Genomic DNA, 18,558 nt, shown 5'->3' with positions numbered 1-18,558 from the left:
CGACGCCGTTGGATCACCCGCTGGAAACCCGCTCTCAACGCCTTCGACCTGGCCTTCGACGGCCGCCTCACCGCAGGCCGCAACTGATCACCACAACATCGAGTTACACCGTTTTCTTGACAGACCCCCGCTGCGTGGGCGCCAGCCCTGCGCACCGCAGCGTAGGCGCCGCAGCGTAGGCATCGCTGCGTGGGAAACGCTCCGTAGGCGCCGCTGTGTAGGCACTGCGTCCTGGGCACCACTTTTGTCGGCACCGCGCGACCTAGGCATCGGGCCGTGTGGATCGCTGAGTAGGCACGATTTCGTCGGCGCGCTCTTGGAGCTGCTCAGTGGGGGGCATGCCGCGTGAGATGGGTCGGTGCGCGTTGCTTCGTGGGTTCGTTCGGGCGGGCGGGGGTCGGCCTTCACGGCCGTACGACTCGCAAGCGGGACCACTGACTGGCGTACGGGGAAGGTCTTGTCAGTTTGACCGGTGGTCTGGGGTGACGCCGTAGACGAGGCGGAGGATGGCGTCGGTCAGGGTGTCGAGCAGTTCGTCGTCGGGGTGGGCGGCTGGGTGGGCGTAGGCGTCGGCGAAGGTGACGCTGCGCAGGTTGACGGCCATCGTGGCCAGGAGCTGGGGGCGGCCCATGACGGCCAGGCCGGCCCGGGCGTCGCGTTCGATGCGGCGGCTGAACGCGGAGCAGCCGTCGGCCACCAGGCGGTCGCGGATCTGTTGCACGTCGGGGCCGGGGTCGGGGTTGATGAACGCCTCGCGCAGCCAGCGGCCGTCGACCTTCCACCGGGCCAGCGCCCGGCCCAGGCCCAGGCGCAGCGCGGCTCGGTCGAGCCCGTCCGAGGCCAGCCACTCGGCCATCTCCAGATCGTTCTCGCCGATCACCTGGTCGACGAGCGCGGCCAGCAGGGCCTGCTTGGACTCGAAATAGAAGTAGAACCCCGACCGCGCGATGCCGGCCGCACCGGCCAGCTCGTCGATGGTCACCTGACTGATCGGCTTCTCCCGGAACACCATCCGGGCCGCATCTAGCAGGGCTCGCTCCCGCTGATCGCCCTTGGTGGGTCCACGACGGCTTCCGATGGCAGGCACGCCCCGATCTTACAACTCCGCCGTCGAGTGAAACCGGCGTCACATCTCTTATTTTCGACACCGTGTTGAGAATGATCGCCGACGCGTCTAGGTTCAGCTCATGCCGTCCACCTCGCCGTCCCGCCTCGCCGCGTCCTCCCGGTTGGCGCTGCCGGTCGCGTGCTACGTCGTCCTGCTCGTCTCCGCCCTGCAGACCCTCGTCGTGCCGGTCATCGCCAACATCCGGGCCGATCTCGGCGTCTCGGCCACCGCGGCGAGCTGGGTGGTCACCGCCAACCTGCTGGCCGCCGCGGTGCTCACCCCGATCCTCGGCCGGCTCGGTGACCTGCACGGCCGCCGCCCGGTGATGCTCGGCATCCTGGTCGTGGTGCTGGCCGGCTCGGTGCTCGCGGCGACCACCACCGACCTGTCCCTGCTGCTCCTCGGCCGGGTCGCGCAGGCCGCCAGCTTCGGCCTGTTCCCGCTGTCCATCGGCGTGCTGCGGGAGGAACTGCCACCGGCTCGCCTGACCGGCGCGATGGCCCTGGTCAGCGGCATGCTGGCGGTCGGGGCCGGGGTCGGCCTGACCGTCACCGGCCTGCTGATGCAGAACGGCGGCGACTACCACCAGCTGTTCTGGCTGGCCACTGCTTTGAGCGCCGTCGGCATCGCCGGCGTGGCGGCGCTCCCCCGCCGTCCCGCCGCGGCGACCGGCCGGCTCGACCTGATCGGGGCGGGCCTGCTCGGTCTCGGCCTGGTGCTGCTCCTGCTGCCGCTCGAGGAGGGCAACGGCTGGGGTTGGGGCTCGCCGCGGGTGATCGGCCTGCTGGTCGCCGCGGTGGTCGTGCTGACCGTGTTCGTGCTGGTCGAGCGGCGCATCCACCAGCCCCTGGTGAGCACCCGGATGCTGACGCACCGCCCGATCGTGATCGCGAACCTGGCCGGGCTGTTCCTGGGCTTCTCGATGTTCGCCGTCTTCCTGGCGGTCTCGGGCCTGGTGCAGACGCCGCCCGCGGTCGCCGGTTACGGATTCGGCTCCACGGTGCTGGCGGCCAGCCTGGTCTACCTGCTCCCCGGCAACGCGAGCGGCATCATCACGGCCCCGCTCGGCGGCCGCCTGGTGTCCCGCTTCGGCGCCCAGGCCACCCTGATCATCGCCGCGCTGGCCTCCGCGATCGGCTTCACGATGCTGGCCGTTCTCCACGGCGCCACCTGGCAGATCATCATCGGTGCCCTCGCCGTGAACACCGGTGTCACCTTCGGCTACGCGGCCCTGCCGGCACTCCTCATCGAGAACGTGCCCCCGGCCGAGACCGGCATCGCCAACAGCGTGAATTCCATTGCCCGTACGGTCGGCATGTCACTGGGCACAGCCTTCGTCGTGACGATGGTGACCCGCAACCTCGTCCCCGGCGCCCCGCTCCCCCACGAAGCCCAGTACGTCATCGTCTTCGTGACCGGAGCCGCCCTCGCCGCAGCCGCCGCGGTGCTGGTCGCTTTCGGCCTGCCGCGCCACCGTCCCCAGCCGATCTCCACCTTGGAGGCCGAGGAGGAAGCCGTCCTGGGCGCCGCCGGCGTCGACATCCCGGCCGGCCTCGGCGGCACCAGAGCCTGACACTGGGGGCGCCGTCACGGTCCCGACGGCCCGCACCGTCGCCAGAACTGCCGCAGCGGCACCGGCCAGAGCAATGACGACCGCCCGGAATCCGCGCCGGCCGTCGACGTCGCCCGGCAGAGTCGGCACCCGATCGGCGAACGACTGGCTGACCGTTGTCCACGCCGGGAGCCCGCCTTTGACACCAGGCTGCCGATCGCCTTTCTCGTCGCTCTGCGGGCTCGAGAATGCTGGGCCCATCCCTCGATCAGATCCCAGAATGGTGGCTTCGGTCCCTGCACCGGGACTCCCAAGCGGATTCGGGGCAGCGGATTCGGGGCGGCGGATTCGGGGCGGCGGCTCGGTCCCTGGATCGCGGATCCCAGTACTTCGGTTGGGATACTGGTCATGGCTCGGCGGCGTGAGGGGCCATCAGCACCATGCGGGGATGGGTAGATTCCTTGCACTCTTCAATGGCGCAGCTGATGAGGGCACCAAGGTTGAACTCACCGAGGGGCAGCAAATTGCGTTCATTGAAGCATGGGCGCACGGCAATGAAGGAGCTCTCGTTGATCCCGGCGCTCCCTTGAACGCGAAGAAGTTCACCACTGCGGGGCTGACTGATCCTGCGTGCTGACTGGCGGTAAATGCGTTGCTCTATCGAACCGGAGTTCCTACCGTAAGGATCACCACCGACGACCACGTGAGGAGCGGATGATGTTGCGGCACGACTCGATGGATTCGCAGCGGTTCACGCCGCGCGGCCGGGCCGCCATCTTCCGCGCCGCTCAGCGCAGTTTTGTGCGTGGCGGCCGAAGCGACTCGCAGCGGGCGGGGCGTCGTTAGCAGATTCTGCTGACACACGCCGCCGCCCCTCGGGATCGGCGGCGTTTCTCGTTTCTGCTGTGGCCGGCCCGAAGGCAGCCGGCCACACACCATCGGTTCGCTTCGGCTGACGCGCATCGAGAAATCCTTCGCGGGGGGGGCGCTGCATCACCCGCGACCCCGGGTGCTGTTTTGACAACTCCATTGAATACCGACGCCCCGCACAGCGGGTCGCGTCGGACGACACGTCCTCGTAGCTCAGCGGAAAGAGCATCGGATTACGAATCCGGGGGTCGGGAGTTCGAATCTCTCCGAGGACGCGAGCCGCACAGCAACACGAGCCGGAACAGCGAAGTGGGGCGTGCGGCCCCAAGCCCCGTCAGCTCCATGGAGGAGCGCCCGCCTGTCGAGCGGGAGGTCGCCGGTTCGATTCCGGCACGGGGCGCGCGTGGAGAGCTGGCCGAGTCCGGTTGAAGGCGGCGGATTGCTGATCCGCTGCAAGGGGCAACCCTTGCCGAGGGTTCGAATCCCTCGCTCTCCGCCACGTCGCTGTAGCTCAGCAGGTAGAGCGCTGCCCTGAAAAGGCAGAGGCCGGTGGTTCGATCCCACCCGGCGACACCAGCTACCCCGCCTTGGTCAGGGCCTCGTACTCCTCATCGGTCAGCTCGACGTCCGCCGCCGCGCAGTTCTCCTCCAGGTGCTCCACCGTGGACGTGCCCGGGATGGGCACCATGATCGGGGATCGGCGGAGCAGCCAGGCCAGGGCGAGCTGGCCGGTGGTCGTGCCCGGGTGGGAGCGGGCCACCTCGTCCAGCGGGCCGCCCGGGCGGGCCAGCGAGCCGGCGTCGACCGGCGCCCACGGGATGAACGCGATGCCCTGCTCGGTGCAGTAGTCGACCAGGTCCTCGGCCCGCCGGTCGCCCAGGTTGTAGCGGTTCTGGACCGACGCGACCGGCACCCCGGCCGCCCGCGCCTGCTCGACGTCGTCGACGGTGACCTCGGACAGCCCGATCTGGGCGGCCAAGCCCTCCTCGACGAATTCCTTCAGTACGCCGAACTGGTCCTCCCGCGGCGTCTCGGGGTCGATCCGGTGCAGCTGCCACAGGTCGATCCGGTCGACGCCCAGGCGCCGCAGCGACATCTGGATGCACTGGCGCAGGTACGCGGGCCGGCCCACCGCCGCCCACTGATTCGGTCCGCTGCGGGTGAAGCCGCCTTTGGTCGCGATGACCACGTCGTCGTAGCCCCGCCCGTCGTACAGGGCCTCGCGGATCAGGTCCTCCGACACCTCGGGACCGTACGAGTCCGCGGTGTCGATGAACGTCACGCCGAGCTCCACCGCGCGCCGCAGCACCCGGATCGCCTCGTCGTGGTCGCGCGGCGGGCCCCAGATGCCCGGCCCGGTGATCCGCATGGCGCCGTAGCCGAGCCGCCGCACGGGCTTGCCGCCCAGGGAAAGAGTCACCGTTGCTCCGTCTGCAGTGTGTGGAACTCGGCGAGCAACGGATCACGCCGCTCGGCGAGCCAGGCCAGGCCGACCTGGTTGTCCGGGATGTCGCTGATCCGCGACCAGGTGATGTTTGGCCGGGTGTAGTAGGTGGCGGTCGACAGCGGCAGCACCGCTATCCCTCGCCCGGCCGCCACGTTCTCCAGTTTCTCCTCGACTGACAGCACCGGGACGGGCTCGGCGGCCACCGTCGCCACGTCCCGCCATTCCGGTACGGCGTCGGGGTTCTGCAGCAGCCGCTCGGCCGCCAGGTCGGCGATCCCGACCGACTCCTTGCCCGTCAGCCGGTGTCCCGGTGGCAGAACCACCACCCGGGGCTCGCCGGCCAGCGGGCGGATCACCAAGCCGCGCTGGTCGATCGGCAGGCGGACGAGGCTCACGTCGGCCCGGCCGTCCCGGAGCACCGCCACCTGGTCGTCCCAGGTCGTCCGCAACACCCGCACGTCCAGCTCCGGGTGCCGCTCGCGCAGCCGCCGGACGGCCTCGGTGACGATCAGGCCGGGCATGAACGCGACCACGAACCGGTCGCCGCCGTGCGCCACCCGGCGCCGCAACGCCTCGGCCGCGGCCAGCAGCGGCACCGCATCGGTGAGCAGCCGCCGGCCGGCGTCGGTCAGCTCGGTGGCCCGTTTGTCGCGCCGGAACAGCTGCGCCGCCAGCTCGCCCTCGAGGGCCCGGATCTGCCGGGACAGCACCGGCTGCGCGATGTGCAGCTCAGCCGCCGCCCGCCCGAAGTGCAGATGCCGGGCGGCGGCCACGAAGTAACGCAGTTTGCGCAGGTCCACGTCGATGCCCCCAGGGTATTACAGAGAGCGGAACAGGTCTTGGACGCGAGGGGCCCGCCGGGCGCAGCGTGGAGGCATGAACATCGCGAAACAGCGGGTGGTCGTCCTCGGCGGCACATCCGGCATCGGGTACGCCACAGCCGAGGCGGCCGCCGGCCGGGGCGCCGAAGTGGTCGTCGTCTCCCGCAACGAGCAGCGCGTCCGCGAGGCGGCCGGCCGCCTCGGTGCGACCGGTCTGGCCGCCGACCTCACCGCGCTGCCCGCCGGTCTCTTCGACGAGATCGGCCCCTTCGACCACCTCGTCTACACGGCCGGCGAGCCGCTCTCGCTCACCCCCGTCGCGACCATGGACATCGCCCGGGCCCGGGAGTTCTTCGGGCTGCGCTACTTCGGTGCGCTCGACGCGGTGCGGGCCGCCCTGCCGCATCTGCGCCCCGGCGGTTCGATCACCCTGACCACCGGCACCGCGTCGGATCGCCCCGGGCCCGGCTGGGCGGTCGCCTCGAGCATCTGCGGGGCGATCGAGGCGCTGACCCGGGCACTCGCCGTGGAGCTGGCCCCGATCCGGGTCAACGCCGTCCAGCCCGGCGTCACCCGCTCGCCCCTGTGGGGCACCGGCGAGGGCGTCGAGCAGTTGTACGCCGAGATCGCCGCGACCGTCCCCCTGCGCCGGGCCGGCGAGGTGACCGACGTCGCCGACGCCTACCTGTATCTGCTGAGTCAGCCCTTCACGACCGGCACGGTGGTCACGGTTGACGGTGGCGCACTACTCGTCTGAGGCTCATGACCGGCGCCGGCAGCGGGCCGAGCGGCGGGATTCCCTGATTGTCGTAGGCCGCGGCCACCGCCTCGAAGTAGTCCCGGCGGATGCGGGCCGTGCCGGCGGCGAGGCCACGCCGGGCCCGGTCGGCGCTCTCCGGCTTGGCCACGTACGTCCAGGCCGGGCCGAAATCGTCGACGTCGACACCGATCCGGTGGTAGTTGCCTTCGCGGGCGTCCAGTGCGGGCAGGCCGTCGTCGGGCAGGTCGATCAGGACGCCGTCGACGGCGGAGCCGGGCTCGATCGTCAGGAAGAGCACCTGGATCGGGGGGCGGGAGCCGTCGGCCGGATCCTCGTACCCGACCGGGCCGTTCGCCGTGTTGTCGGTGCACACGTTCCAGGTGCGCGACCAGCCGGTGAGGCGGGCCCGACGGTGTCCGGGGGCGACCAGGGACCCGTACGCGAAAACAGCAGCCACCGGCGGAGCCTATTGCGCTCCCCGGCGCGGCGGCCAATACTTAGCCGCGTGGCAAACTATTCGGCGGAGCTCGACGACGTGTTCGTCGCCCTGGCCGACCCGACCCGGCGCGGTGTCGTCCGGCGGCTCGGTCAGGGCCCGGCGAGCGTGGGCGATCTGGCCGGCGCCTTCCCGATGACCCTGCCCTCGTTCCTGAAACACGTGCGCACGCTCGAATCGGCCGGCCTGATCCGCACCACGAAAGCGGGCCGCGTCCGCACCTGCGTGCTCAACCGCGAGCGCCTCGCCGTCGTGGAGGACTGGCTGGCCGAGCAACGCGCCGTCTGGCAACAACGCACCGACCGTCTCGACCGATTCGTCACCGAGGAGCAACCGTGAACCCCGACCTCGACCTGGCCCTGGACCGCGTCATCCGAGCCCCGCGCGCCGCGGTGTGGCGGGCCTGGACCGACCCGGCCCGCTTCGCCCAGTGGTGGATCCCGCAACCGGCGGTGTGCCGCGTCGAGAGCCTGGCCGTGCGGCCCGGCGGCGGGCTGGTCACCAGCATGAGCGACGACGGCGTGACGTTCGTGCCGCACCTGGACGCGACTTTTCTCGTCGTCGACGACCTCGAGCGGATCGTGTTCACCAACGCCCTCGACAGCACCTGGCGGCCGGCCGACCCGCAACCGGTGGCGATGACCGCCGAGATCACCTTCGGCGAGCACCCGGACGGCACCGACTACCGGGTCCTCATCCGCCACGGCGACCCGTCGGCCCGCGACCGCCACGAGAAGCTCGGCTTCCTCGACGGCTGGGGCACGGTCACCTCGCAGCTGGCTTCCGTCGCCGCAGGACCGGCCGGGCGATGAGGATCGGCATCCCACGACGCCGCTCCCCGGTGACCCGGCGAAAGCTCGCCTAACCCGTCCGGCTGACAAGGCCTTCGCTTCCCGCGGCCCGCGTCGTAGCCTGCCCCATAGGAGGGCAGCAGTGGCCGGGAAGCCGACTTTTGTTCCGATCGCGCAGGCCGTTACCGAATCGCGGGACGAGGCCGAGGTGCGGGAACTGATCAGCCGGCGTTACGTCGAGCACGACGCGCGGGTGGTGGGCGACCAGGGTGATTTCCTGTTCCGGTCGCGCACGGCGTGGGCCGGTGGGCTGACAGTCGACCACATCCACTACCGGGCCCGGATGGAGATGACGACGGTCCCGTTCGAGTCGATCGTCGTCGTCTCCTTGCTGGAAGGCCGGTTCAGCCTGACCGCGGGCCGGCAGCAGTCCCGGGCCGGCAGCGGTGGTTCGCTGCTCTATCCGCCCCGCGCCGAGCTCGGGGTGCTGATGGACCGGACGACCATCCGGGTGGTCCAGTTCCCGACCGACGCGGTCGGCCGCCTCGCCGGCCGGTTCGGCGTCGATCCGGCCGATTTCCGGTTCGACGCCATGACCCCGGTGAGCCGGACCGCCAACCAGCGCTGGACAGCCACCGTCACTTACCTGATCGGGATGCTGGCCGGTCCTGGCAGCAGCGCCATCCACCCGCTGATGCTGGGCGCGGTCACCGAGGCGGCCGCGACCGCCGCGCTGACCGCGTTCCCCAACACGACGATGACCGTGGACTATCTGCCCGGCTCCGGGGAGGTGGCCCCGGCCGCGATCCGCCGCGCGATCGCCTACATGGACCGCCACGCGACCGACCCGATCACGCTGGAGGACATCGCCGCCGCCGCCGGTCTCGGGGTCCGGGCCCTGCAGACCGGTTTCCGCCGGCACCTCGACGTCACCCCGGTCGGCTATCTGCGCCGCGTCCGGCTCGAACGCGCCCACCGCGACCTGCAGGCCGCCGACCCGACCAACGGCGACACGGTGGCCGACATCGCCTACCGCTGGAACTTCCCCAACCTCGGCCGGTTCGCCGCCTACTACCGCACCACCTTCGGCCGCCGCCCGAGCCAGACCCTCCACACCTAGCGCTCAGCGCCAGGGCCCGGTGATCACGCAGGTCACCCCCGGATACTGGACGTTGATGAACAGGTGCCGGCCGTCGGCGGTGAACGACGCGCCGGCCAGCTCGCTCGCGCCGGTCGGGCCGGGCTCCGGGAAGTCCTCGGGACTCCAGTGGTGCAGGTCCAGCGGCTCGATCACCCGGGCCAGGTTGACGATTCCCCCGTACGGCGTGAGGACGCGCAGCCAGTTGTCGCCGCCGTCCTCGTCCTCCCCGTCGCCGTCCTCGGCCAGCAGCAGCGTCCCGTCCGGGGCGACCCCGACGGTGTCCGGCTGGTTCAGCGTCCTCGGGTTCGGCGACTCGAACAGCAGCCGCAGCGTGCCGCCGCCGTGCCCACTCGGCTCGTACCGCCAGACCTGGCCGTTCTCGCCGTCGCCGGCCTCGCTGGCCACGAACGTGACACCACCGCCGGTCCAGGCCGACCCTTCGAGGCCCAGGAACCGGCAGCCACCCTTGGCCCGGCCCTGCGAATAGACCGATCCCGGGTTGTCCTCGGCGTCCGACGGGTCGGGTTCGTCGATGTCCACCCAGTGCGTCCCGAGCACCTGCCCGACGCGCTGACCGGTCGCCGTGTCGTACTCCTTCTCCCCGGTGACCGCGAGCATCTGCAGCCGCCCGCCCGCCGCGAGCCGGCCCGGCCGCCGCGGCACGAACCGGTAAAAGCCGTCTCCCGGTTCCCCGTTGTCCTCGGTCATGTAGACGATTCCCGTACGGGGATCGACCGGAGCCGTCTCGTGCGTGAACCGCCCCATCGCCGTCAGCGGCACCGGCTCGACCGGCCCGCGCGCCCCGGCCGGTACCTCGAAGACGTACCCGTGCGGCTTCTCGTATCCGGCGCCCACCCCGTCGGTCGTCTCCTCACAGGACAGCCACGACCCCCACGGCGTCGGCGCGCCGCTGCAGTTGGACAGCGTGCCGTTGAGCACGAGGAAGCTCTCCAGCAACCGCCCCGCGCCGAGGTCGTAGAGCGACGAGGTGCACCCGGCGGGCGCCGCCCGGTCGTAGGCGTTCTGACGCCCGAGGGCCCGCTGCCCGACACCCGGGATGTCGAGGTCGAGCTCGTGGTTGCGGATCAGGCGTACCCGTCCGCGGCCGGACGCGAACACCGCCTGTCCGTCGTGGCACCCGGGGGTGGGCAGGCCGTCGCTCATCCGGGCGCCGGCCGCCCCGAACGTCCGGTACGAGAACCCGGCCGGAAGCGCCAGCTCCCTGCCCGCCGGCTTCAGTGGCCCCCACCCGTCGACCGGTCGCCGGCCGCCCGCCGCGGCCGCCTCGACCCCCACCCCGGCCGGAACGACCAGGCCCCCGACCAGGCCGAGCCCGGTCACCGCCAGCACATCACGCCGCTTCATCGTCATGGCGACACGGTGGACCCCCGGGATGAACGGCGGGCGTAGAGCGATCGAACCCTTAGACCTGGTCTGGGGAGCCGGGCTCGGGCTCGGCCAGGAGCTGCCTCAGGAGGGCCGCGTCGGACTCGTCGAGGGAGGCGGCGAAGCGGCGCAACACGGCGTGGCGGTCGGGGCGGTTGACCAGGGCGGCCCGCATCTGGGACGCGGCCGCGCTCGGCTCGTCCTCGACGGGCCAATAGACGTGGCCGCGACCGGCCCGGCGGCGGACGAGAGTCTTCTTCTCATGCAGCCGGGTCAGGATGGTCTGCACGGTGTTGTAGGCCAGGTCGCCGCCGACCGCCTGCTGCACCTCGGCGGCGGACATCGGCCGCCCGGCCGCCCAGAGGACCGTCATGACCCCGGCCTCCAGCGTGCCCGGCGCTCGCCGGCCGTCCCTCGTCGTCACAGTCGCTGACCTCCGCGCTCAGGATAACCGCCGGCCGCGTCCGACCTGGCCGGGCTCGTCATCCGGCCCGCTGTGACCTACAGCATGTAGGTTTGCGGGATCCCGGACCGGGCACCAACCTCGCATGATGTCGGCCCTGGGACCGTCGCTCCTCGATCCCGAGCGGCTGATCTCGACGTTCGGCCTGATCGGCATCCTGGCTCTGGTGTTCGCCGAGTCCGGCCTGCTGATCGGCTTCTTCCTGCCGGGTGACTCCCTGCTGTTCACCGCCGGCCTCCTCGTGGCCGGCGGCACCTATCTGCACCAGCCGCTGTGGCTGGTCTGCCTGCTCGTCGCGGCGGCTGCCATAGCCGGCGACCAGACCGGCTATTTGTTCGGCCGCCGGTTCGGTCCCACCCTGTTCCACCGCCCCGACTCCCGCCTGTTCAAGCAGGAGAACCTGGCCCGCGCGAGTGCCTTCTTCGACAGATACGGCGCCCGCTCCATCGTGCTGGCCCGCTTCGTCCCCATCATCCGGACCTTCACGCCGATCGTGGCCGGCGCCGGCCACATGCGTTACCCCGCGTTCGTCACCTACAACGCCCTCGGCGGCACCCTGTGGGGCTGCGGGGTCACGATCCTCGGCTATTTCCTGGGCCAGATCAGCTTCGTGAAGTCGAACATCGAACTGCTCCTGCCGGCCATCGTGCTGATCTCCGTGGTCCCCATCGCCATCGAGCTCCTGCGCGCCCGCCACACCCGGCGCAGTGACCGCAGCCGGTAGACAGCTCAGAGCGACACGACCGGCGCCAGCGGCACCTCCCGCGCCTCATCGAGCCTCGGCGTGACGAACAGGCCGCGCGCCACCAGCCGGGGCAGCCGCACCTCCCCCTCGGAGCCGCCGAGGACCACCTCGTCGCCCTTGCGGCAGACCGTCAGACCGCACCCCACCCGGATGCCCGCCGCGAACAACTCGGCCAGCAACCCGGTGCGCCCCTGCGCCCACTCGCTCACCCGGGTCAGTGCCACGACTCCGGCTCTCCCGGCGCCGTCGAGCGAGGTCTCACCGCGGATGCGGCGCCGGGAAGCGGGATCGCCGCCGATCTGCTGCAGGCCGGGGATCACGTTGCCGTAGGGCGAGCGGGCCGGGCCGCCCAGCCGGCGCAGGATCGCCCGCTCGACGCGATCGCTCAGCGCCTGCTGCAACCGATCGGCCTCGTGGTGGGCCTGACCGTACGGCACCCCGAGCACCCGGATCAGCCACAGCTCGGCCAGCCGGTGCCGGCGCATCACCGCCACCGCGCGCGGCCGGCCCGTCCGGGACAGGACCAGCCGGCGGCGCTCGTCGACGGTGATCAGCCGTTGCTGTTTGAGGCGGTCGATGCCGTGGTGCACGGTGGGCGCGCTCCGGCCGACGCGCTCGGCGATGCGCGCGCTCAGCGGCGGCACGCCCTCTTCCTCACACTCCAGGATGATGCGCAGATACATCCCGGCGAGGCTGGTCGGATCGGCCACCGTCCACCCGTCACAAAGCCGCGGTCGCGGCGCCCGATCGCCGCTCCGCGAAATACTACATCGTGTAGGTGATGGAGCCCGGGCTCAGTCGCCGAACCAGCGGCGGGCCGCCCGCTCGAAGGCCTCGCGATCGGGATCACGACCACCGGCCCAGGCGACGACGCCGTCGGGGCGGACGAGCACGGCGCCGAAGCCCAGGTCGTCGCGCGCCCGGCCGGCGGCGTAGCGCACCCGGGTCGCCCACCTCCCGGCCGGGGCCCGCAGTCGCTGGTCGTCGCTGAAATCCAGCACGACGCCTCGTCCGTCCCGCAGCAACTCGGCCGGCCCGGTGCCGTCGGAGAGCCGGAACTCCGGAGCCGGCCGACCGGCCAGTGGCTGCTCGTCGCCGAGGTCGTATCGGATCGACGAGCCCGAGACCGTGCGGAACACGTGAGTGGTCCCGTCGGACGTGGCGAGCAGGTCGCGGATCAGCCCCTGGAGCGCGGCGGCGTGGGATCCCGGCTTCATGACCGCCACCTGCGCCCGCGACCAGTCGAGGACCGCCGCACCGACCGGATGGCGTTCGGCGGTGTACGTGTCGAGGAGGCCTTCCGGCGCGTGCCCGCGCACCGTCGCGGCGAGTTTCCAGCCCAGGTTCAGGGCATCGCCGAGGCCGAGGTTGAGCCCCTGCCCGCCGAGCGGGGAGAGGATGTGGGCGGCATCGCCGGCCAGCAGCACCCGCCCCCGCCGGTAGGTCGTCGCCTGCATCGCCCGGTCGGTGAAGCTCGACGCCCGGTGCACCACGTCCAGCGTCACGTCGGTGCCGGACACCCGGCGCAGCACCGTCTGGAGGTGGTCGCGGGCCGGCGGCCGCGAGCGGTCGAACGCCCCGCCGTCGAAGTCCAGCATCCCGACGTACGCCGGCATCGGTGTCCGGACGTACATCCCGGCCGCCGTCACCGTGAACCCGGGGCGCAGCTTCTCCGGATCCGCGATGGCGGCCAGCATGACGTAGCCGGTGAGCTCCGGCCCGGTGCCGGCGAAGTCGAAGCCCGCCAGCCGGCGGACCACACTGCGGCCACCGTCGCAGCCGACCACCCAGCGGGCCGTGTACTCCCGCTCGCCGCTCCGCACCACCACGCCCCCGGGGCCGGGCGCGACGTCCGAGACCTCGACCCCGTACCGGATCTCCACACCCAGCTCGGCCGCCCGCTCGGACAGCACCGTCCCGACCGCCTCGAGGCTGGTCATCATGGGCTCCAGAGCCGGGCTGGGCAGCCGGAACGGCAGGGCCGCGACGTCGACCCGCGCCGGGTCGAGCATGAGCCCCGCGAAGTGACCGGCGGTGCGGGGCACCAGTGACTGGTCCACAGAGGAGTCACCGGGGACCCCCGACGCGGCCCGCAGCGGCGCCAGCAGCCCGCGGCGATGAAAGGCCTCGACCGACGCGGCGGAGAGCCCCCGCATCCCCAGCGGCAGCGCGCGCCACGGCGACCGGAGCTCCGGCTCCCGTTCGAGCACCAGGACGGAGCAGCCGGCGGCACCGAGCTCGCCGGCGAGGAACAGACCGACCGGGCCGGCGCCCACGATCACTACGTCATGCATGGCAGATCCTCCTGGTGAGATCAGGTGAACAGCGACAGGTCGATGGAGTCGGCCAGGGCCCGGTATCCGGCGTCGTTGCCGTGCCCGTGGTCGCCCATGTGGAAGCCGTCCCGGATCCGGCTCGGGTGGTCCGGATCGCGCCAGACGGCGTCGAAGTCGAGCACCCCGTCGAACGCGCCGCCGGTGCGAATCCAGGCGTTGACCGTCCGGCGCACGCTCTCCCCCGCCGCGGTGTAGATCTCCATGCCCTCGGCCGGCGTCATCGTGGCGGCGTAGATCCTCACCCCCCGGTCGTGGGCCCGGGCGATCAGCTGTCGGTGGCCCGCGATGACGTCGTCCGCGGTCACCGGCCCACCGGGGAACATGGTCAGGAACTCGGCCAGGAACGGGTCGTCGCGCGGGGCGTACGAGATGGCGATGTCGTTGATGCCCTCGGCCACCACCACGTAGCCCAGGCCCGGGGTCGCCAGCACGTCGCGGTCGAACCGGGCCAGGGCGGCGTCGCCGTGGCCGCCGTTGAGGATCCGGTTGCCGCTGATGCCCTGGTTGGAGACGTGGACGGCGGGGCCGTCGCGCCCGGCCAGACGCTCAGCCAGCCGGTCCGGCCAGCTGCGATCGGCGTCCGGGGCCGAGCCGAAGCCGTCCACGAGGGAGTCGCCGAGCGTGACGACGACCCGGGCCGGGCCGTCCGGCAGCACCTCGACCGCCGAGATCAGGGCGCGCACCAGCAGGCCGCGGGCGCCGGCGGGCAGCTCGGGAGCGGCCACGGCGTCGCCCGGGATCATCCAGCCGGCCTCGACCGGGCGGCCGTGCCCGGTGCACGACGCCACCGGGCCCGGCACATAGAGGCTGATCGACAGCCGGGCCAGCGCGGCCACGGGCAGATCGACCGGGTCACTGAGGATCGGCGCGCCGGCCGGCACGTCCGCCGTGGACCGGCCGGCGAAGGTCAGGACCCGGTCGCTGCCGGGCTGGATCGCGCCGCCGGACGCGGCCAGGCCCACCCGCGCCGCGCCGATGGCGAGCGGGCCGGTCCCGTACTCGTTGGTGAAGCGGACCCGCACCCGGCGCCCGCCACCGCTGACGCGCACCTCCTGGCGCAGTGTCGCGCCGGCGAAGGGCTCGAGGGCGGCCACCGCCGCGTCGGGCGCCTGCGGCGAGGCACCCCAGGTGCGGACCCAGCCACTGTCGGCGTTCGTCCCGGTCATCGTCTGCCTCCGTTGGTCGTGATGGTTCTTCGGCGAGCAGAGACTGGCGCGGGCCGCTCACACGGGGCGCACACGGCGCTGGCACGGCACTCATCAGCCGCCGGGGCGATTTGGGGACCGGCCGATCGGCGGGCGAGGATCGAGCGGTGGACGAGCAAGCCCGGCTGCGGGTCACGGTGCTCGGCGCCTTCCGGGTGTCGCGGGGTGGGGCCGTTCTGGCCGTCCCCGGTGCACGGTTGCGGCGCCTGCTGACCCGGCTGGCGCTGGCCGGCGGGCACCCGGTCGACCACGGTGTCCTGGCCGAGGCGATCTGGGCCGGGGCACCGCCGACCGGCTCCGCCCACGCTCTGCAGAACCTCGTCTCGCGGCTGCGCCGGGCCCTCGGCTCGGCCACCGCCGTCGTTCAGGTCACCGGCGGCTACCGGCTCGACGTGGACGCGACCGCCGTGGACGCGGTGCGGTTCCAACGGCTCGCCGCCGACGGGCGCGAACGGCTGCGCGCCGGCGAGCCGGAAGCCGCGCTGGCCGTCCTGGCCGAAGCTGTCGCCGTGTGGGGCGAGCCGGCGCCCGTCGCCGCGGTGGCCCCGGCCGTCGCGACCCGGCTCGCCCGCACCGCGGTCGACGCGGTGGCCGACCTGGCCGAGGCCGAGCTGTCCCTGGGCCGGGCCGGGGCCGCCACCGACCGCCTGACCGCCCTGCTCGCCGAGCACCCGCTGCACGAGCGGGCGGCCGCGCTGCTCCTGGACGCGCTGGCCGCCCAGGGGCACGAGGCGGTGGCCCTGGCCCAGTACGAGCGCATCCGCCAGGCCCTGCACGATGAGCTCGGCACCGGCCCGGGCGCCGCCCTGCGCGAACGGCACCGGCGTCTGCTGCGTCCGGCCGCGCCGGCTCCCGTCCGGCCGGGCGGCCTTGCCGAGCCGTCGACCAGCTTCGTCGGGCGCGACGACGATCTGGCCCGGATCGGCGCGCTGCTGGCCACCGGACGTCTGGTGACCGTGGTCGGTCCCGGCGGCGCCGGCAAGACCCGGCTGGCCGTCGAAGCGGCCCGGCCCGGGGGCGCGCTGATGGTCGATCTGACCGGTGTCACCGAGCCGGCCAAGATCGGCGCGGCCGTCCTGGCAGCGGCCGGGCGGCGCGGCGGGCCGCTGTTCCCGGCCCCGGCTCGGGCCGCCCGCGACGAGCTCGAGGCGCTGGCCGACCAGTTCGGCGGTGAGCCGGGCCTGCTGGTCCTCGACAACTGCGAGCACCTGATCGACGCCGTGGCCCACCTCGTCACGGCGCTGCTGACGCGCTGCGAGCGGCTGCGGGTGCTGGCCACCAGCCGGGAGCCTCTCGCGGTCGACGGCGAGGCGCTGGTGCCGCTCGGCCCGCTCGCCCCGGCCGCGTCGATGCGCCTGTTCACCGAGCGGGCCGCGGCGGTGCGACCCGGCTTCACCGTCGACGCGGCGAACCGGGCCACCGTCACCCGGGTGATCGAGGCGCTGGACGGGATGCCGCTGGCGCTCGAACTGGCCGCGGCCCGGCTGCGGACGCTGTCGTTGCCCGAGCTGGCCGACGGGTTGTCCGACCGGTTCCGGCTGCTCACCACGGGCAGCCGCACCGCACCGGCCCGGCACCGCACGCTGCGCGCGGTCATCGCGGGGAGCTGGGAGCTGCTGAGCGAACCCGAGCGTACGGTCGCGGAACGGATCGCCGTCCTGCCCGGCGGCGTCACCGCGGCCTCGGCCACCGCGGTCTGCGCCGGGACGGCCGTGCCGGCGGCCGACCTCCCGGACCTGCTCGCCGCCCTGGTCGACCGGTCACTGCTGCACCTGGCACCCGAGCCGGGCCGCTACCGGATGCTGGAGACGCTGCGCGAATACGGCATCGACCGGCTGACCGGCACCGGCGAGCTCGGCGCCGTGCGCGACCGGGCCGCCGGCTATCTCGCCGAGCTGATGGCCCACCAGGACCGGCAGCTGCGCGGGCCCGGTCAGCGCGCCGCCATCGAGCTCATCACCGCCGAGTACGACAACACGCTGGCCGCCCTGCGCCGGCGGTGCGACACCGGGGACACCGCCGGCGCGACCGCCCTGGCCCTGAGCCTGGCCTGGTTCTGGCACATGTTCGGCCGCCGCGCCGACGCGGTCCACTGGCTGGGCCGGGCCCTGGGGGTACCCGGTACCGACGCGGTGCCCGACACCCACGCGGTGGCCGACACCCACGCGGTACCCGACACCCACGCGGTGGCCGACACCCACGCGGTACCCGACACCCACGCGGTGGCCGACACCCACGCGGTGGCCGACACCCACGCGCCGGGGCAGCGGAGCGCGACCGATGAGGATCGCCTGCGCGAGGTGGCCATCCGGCTGTCCGCCCGCCCGGACCTGCCCGGCCCGCTGGTCGCACTGACCGCGAGCACCCTCGCCGGTCACCCGGCGACGCAGGCGGCCGCCCTCGCGGTCCTCGACCGGCTGACCGGCGACGACGACGGGTGGCTGGCGGGGCTGGCCCACCTGTTGCGGGCCGAGTTCGCCGAGAACGCCGGTGAGCTCGACCGGGTGGGCGACGACGTGGCGGCGGCGCTGGCCGGCTTCCGCCGGGCCGGTGACCGCTGGGGCCAGGCCACGGTGCTGCCGCTGCGCGCCCTGTTACGCCAGTACGACGGCGACCTCGACGGCGCGCTGGCCGACCTGGGTGCGGCCCGGTCACTGGCCGGCGGGTTCGGGGCGCTCGGCCCGGCCGACGAGGTGTTCCTCGACCTGCGCCGGCTGGACCTGCATCTGCGGCGCGGTGAGCCGGGCGCGGCGATCGCGACGCTCGACTCGGCCCGGCGCCGGGTCCGGCGGATGCGGGCGCCCGGGATGCGGGGCCTGGTCGACGCGCGCGGGGCCGACCTCTGGGCCCGCCTCGGCCACCCGGACCGGGCGCGGGAACTGCTCGCCGAGGCCGAGCGGGCGCTGGCCGGCGCCACCGTCGCGTTCCCGGGCGATCACGGCCGGGCGCTGGTCCATGGCGTCGGCGCCTTACTCTGCCTGCGGGCGGGCGACCGGCCGGGCGCGCGGCGGATGCTGGCGAAGGCCTACGCGGCCGCGCTGGACACCGGCGACCGGCCGATTCTGGCGCTGGTAGGGGTCAACGCGGCCATGCTCGCCGACGCGTCCGGACGCCCGCGCGAGGCGGCGTTCCTGCTCGGCGCGGCGTCCCGGCTGCGCGGCACCCACGACCGCACGGATCCCCAGGCCGCCGAGGTCACCCGGCGCGGACAGGCCGCGATCGGCGGGGAGGCCTTCGCCGCCGCGTACGGGAAGGGCTGGGAGCTCGACCCGGCGACGGCCGTGACCGAGGTCGATCCGGCCCGGGCCTAAGAGAGTGTTGTGATACCTCGGTGTGATCTTCGGTAACGATGTCAGCGAAGATCACGTGTGTGTCGTTGTGTCTGTAAACCCGCGTACGAGTCCTCACTGACCGACGGGCAGTGGGAGGTCTTGGAA

At 73.0% G+C, this 18,558-nt stretch carries 17 protein-coding genes and 4 tRNA genes; 12 read left to right on the top strand and 9 right to left on the bottom strand.

The window, feature by feature from the left end; genetic code table 11:
• Positions 1-460 precede the first annotated feature (460 nt).
• A complete protein-coding gene (locus NAG42_RS43670) occupies positions 461-1,087 on the bottom strand; it encodes a TetR/AcrR family transcriptional regulator (protein ID WP_250038455.1) in 627 nt (208 codons plus the stop codon).
• Between the two features lie 100 nt (positions 1,088-1,187).
• On the opposite strand from NAG42_RS43670, the gene NAG42_RS43665 reads away from it, so the two are divergent.
• The 6 genes from NAG42_RS43665 to NAG42_RS43640 all read left to right on the top strand — a co-directional run bounded on the left by NAG42_RS43665 (position 1,188) and on the right by NAG42_RS43640 (position 4,106).
• Positions 1,188-2,681, top strand: coding sequence for an MFS transporter (locus NAG42_RS43665; protein ID WP_250038454.1), 1,494 nt, complete (start codon positions 1,188-1,190; stop codon positions 2,679-2,681).
• Positions 2,682-3,108: 427 nt separating this feature from the next.
• Positions 3,109-3,297 carry a hypothetical protein gene (locus tag NAG42_RS43660; protein WP_250038453.1) on the top strand — a complete coding sequence of 63 codons (189 nt, stop codon included), beginning with the start codon at positions 3,109-3,111 and terminating at the stop codon, positions 3,295-3,297.
• A gap of 435 nt (positions 3,298-3,732) precedes the next feature.
• A tRNA-Arg gene (locus tag NAG42_RS43655) sits at positions 3,733-3,805 on the top strand.
• A 53-nt stretch (positions 3,806-3,858) separates the two neighbouring features.
• Positions 3,859-3,930, top strand: a tRNA-Asp gene (locus NAG42_RS43650).
• Between the two features lie 5 nt (positions 3,931-3,935).
• Positions 3,936-4,029: transfer RNA gene (locus NAG42_RS43645), tRNA-Ser, on the top strand.
• Between the two features lies 1 nt (position 4,030).
• Positions 4,031-4,106, top strand: a tRNA-Phe gene (locus NAG42_RS43640).
• Between the two features lies 1 nt (position 4,107).
• On the opposite strand, the gene NAG42_RS43635 is transcribed toward NAG42_RS43640, so the two are convergent.
• Both NAG42_RS43635 and NAG42_RS43630 read right to left on the bottom strand, forming a co-directional pair.
• Entirely contained in the window at positions 4,108-4,950 is an 843-nt protein-coding gene (locus NAG42_RS43635; protein ID WP_308201263.1) for an aldo/keto reductase, read from the bottom strand.
• Positions 4,947-5,777 (bottom strand): LysR family transcriptional regulator, encoded by an 831-nt coding sequence (locus tag NAG42_RS43630; RefSeq protein ID WP_250038451.1) that lies wholly within the window; start codon positions 5,775-5,777, stop codon positions 4,947-4,949. The genes NAG42_RS43635 and NAG42_RS43630 overlap by 4 nt, the downstream gene beginning before the upstream one ends.
• Positions 5,778-5,853: 76 nt before the next feature.
• On the opposite strand from NAG42_RS43630, the gene NAG42_RS43625 reads away from it, so the two are divergent.
• A complete protein-coding gene (locus NAG42_RS43625; RefSeq protein ID WP_250038450.1) occupies positions 5,854-6,555 on the top strand; it encodes an SDR family oxidoreductase in 702 nt (233 codons plus the stop codon).
• On the opposite strand, the gene NAG42_RS43620 is transcribed toward NAG42_RS43625, so the two are convergent.
• A complete protein-coding gene (locus NAG42_RS43620; RefSeq protein ID WP_250038448.1) occupies positions 6,524-7,015 on the bottom strand; it encodes a gamma-glutamylcyclotransferase family protein in 492 nt (163 codons plus the stop codon). The genes NAG42_RS43625 and NAG42_RS43620 overlap by 32 nt on opposite strands.
• Before the next feature lie 48 nt (positions 7,016-7,063).
• Here NAG42_RS43620 and NAG42_RS43615 point away from each other — a divergent pair, with 48 nt between their 5' ends.
• The 3 genes from NAG42_RS43615 (at position 7,064) to NAG42_RS43605 (ending at position 8,965) form a co-directional block, all read left to right on the top strand.
• Positions 7,064-7,393 carry an ArsR/SmtB family transcription factor gene (locus tag NAG42_RS43615; RefSeq protein WP_250038447.1) on the top strand — a complete coding sequence of 110 codons (330 nt, stop codon included), beginning with the start codon at positions 7,064-7,066 and terminating at the stop codon, positions 7,391-7,393.
• The gene (locus NAG42_RS43610) at positions 7,390-7,866 is read left to right on the top strand and encodes an SRPBCC domain-containing protein (protein ID WP_250038445.1); all 477 of its coding nucleotides are present in this window, start codon (positions 7,390-7,392) and stop codon (positions 7,864-7,866) included. The genes NAG42_RS43615 and NAG42_RS43610 overlap by 4 nt, the downstream gene beginning before the upstream one ends.
• 121 nt (positions 7,867-7,987) lie before the next feature.
• Positions 7,988-8,965, top strand: coding sequence for an AraC family transcriptional regulator (locus tag NAG42_RS43605; RefSeq protein ID WP_250038444.1), 978 nt, complete (start codon positions 7,988-7,990; stop codon positions 8,963-8,965).
• A gap of 3 nt (positions 8,966-8,968) precedes the next feature.
• Here the strand turns inward: NAG42_RS43605 and NAG42_RS43600 are convergent, their stop codons facing one another.
• Both NAG42_RS43600 and NAG42_RS43595 read right to left on the bottom strand, forming a co-directional pair.
• On the bottom strand, positions 8,969-10,357 hold the full coding sequence (locus tag NAG42_RS43600) for an alkaline phosphatase PhoX (protein ID WP_250038443.1): 1,389 nt from the start codon (positions 10,355-10,357) through the stop codon (positions 8,969-8,971).
• A gap of 52 nt (positions 10,358-10,409) precedes the next feature.
• Entirely contained in the window at positions 10,410-10,796 is a 387-nt protein-coding gene (locus NAG42_RS43595; RefSeq protein ID WP_250038442.1) for a BlaI/MecI/CopY family transcriptional regulator, read from the bottom strand.
• A 124-nt stretch (positions 10,797-10,920) separates the two neighbouring features.
• On the opposite strand from NAG42_RS43595, the gene NAG42_RS43590 reads away from it, so the two are divergent.
• On the top strand, positions 10,921-11,559 hold the full coding sequence (locus tag NAG42_RS43590) for a DedA family protein (RefSeq protein WP_250038441.1): 639 nt from the start codon (positions 10,921-10,923) through the stop codon (positions 11,557-11,559).
• Between the two features lie 5 nt (positions 11,560-11,564).
• On the opposite strand, the gene NAG42_RS43585 is transcribed toward NAG42_RS43590, so the two are convergent.
• The 3 genes from NAG42_RS43585 to NAG42_RS43575 form a co-directional block, all read right to left on the bottom strand.
• Positions 11,565-12,290 (bottom strand): metal-dependent transcriptional regulator, encoded by a 726-nt coding sequence (locus NAG42_RS43585; RefSeq protein WP_250038440.1) that lies wholly within the window; start codon positions 12,288-12,290, stop codon positions 11,565-11,567.
• Between the two features lie 84 nt (positions 12,291-12,374).
• The gene (locus NAG42_RS43580; protein ID WP_250038439.1) at positions 12,375-13,874 is read right to left on the bottom strand and encodes an FAD-dependent monooxygenase; all 1,500 of its coding nucleotides are present in this window, start codon (positions 13,872-13,874) and stop codon (positions 12,375-12,377) included.
• 20 nt (positions 13,875-13,894) lie between these two features.
• Positions 13,895-15,082: an SGNH/GDSL hydrolase family protein gene (locus tag NAG42_RS43575; RefSeq protein WP_250038438.1), complete on the bottom strand. Its 1,188-nt coding sequence runs from the start codon at positions 15,080-15,082 to the stop codon at positions 13,895-13,897.
• Positions 15,083-15,228: 146 nt separating this feature from the next.
• Between NAG42_RS43575 and NAG42_RS44755 the strand changes: the two genes are divergently transcribed.
• Positions 15,229-18,432, top strand: coding sequence for an ATP-binding protein (locus tag NAG42_RS44755; RefSeq protein WP_308201262.1), 3,204 nt, complete (start codon positions 15,229-15,231; stop codon positions 18,430-18,432).
• The last annotated feature ends 126 nt before the right edge of the window (positions 18,433-18,558 follow it).

This window comes from Paractinoplanes maris, from assembly GCF_023544465.1.
In the GTDB taxonomy this organism is placed as follows: Bacteria; Actinomycetota; Actinomycetes; order Mycobacteriales; family Micromonosporaceae; genus Actinoplanes; species Actinoplanes maris.
This window is presented reverse-complemented; position numbering and strand designations above follow the sequence as displayed.

Coding starts and splice junctions, on each gene's coding strand:
- NAG42_RS43665 (WP_250038454.1), top strand. CDS start 1,188: ATGCCGTCCACCTCGCCGTCCCGCCTCGCCGCGTCCTCCCGGTTGGCG.
- NAG42_RS43580 (WP_250038439.1), bottom strand. CDS start 13,874: ATGCATGACGTAGTGATCGTGGGCGCCGGCCCGGTCGGTCTGTTCCTC.
- NAG42_RS43600 (WP_250038443.1), bottom strand. CDS start 10,357: ATGACGATGAAGCGGCGTGATGTGCTGGCGGTGACCGGGCTCGGCCTG.
- NAG42_RS43660 (WP_250038453.1), top strand. CDS start 3,109: ATGGGTAGATTCCTTGCACTCTTCAATGGCGCAGCTGATGAGGGCACC.
- NAG42_RS43590 (WP_250038441.1), top strand. CDS start 10,921: ATGATGTCGGCCCTGGGACCGTCGCTCCTCGATCCCGAGCGGCTGATC.
- NAG42_RS43575 (WP_250038438.1), bottom strand. CDS start 15,082: ATGACCGGGACGAACGCCGACAGTGGCTGGGTCCGCACCTGGGGTGCC.
- NAG42_RS43625 (WP_250038450.1), top strand. CDS start 5,854: ATGAACATCGCGAAACAGCGGGTGGTCGTCCTCGGCGGCACATCCGGC.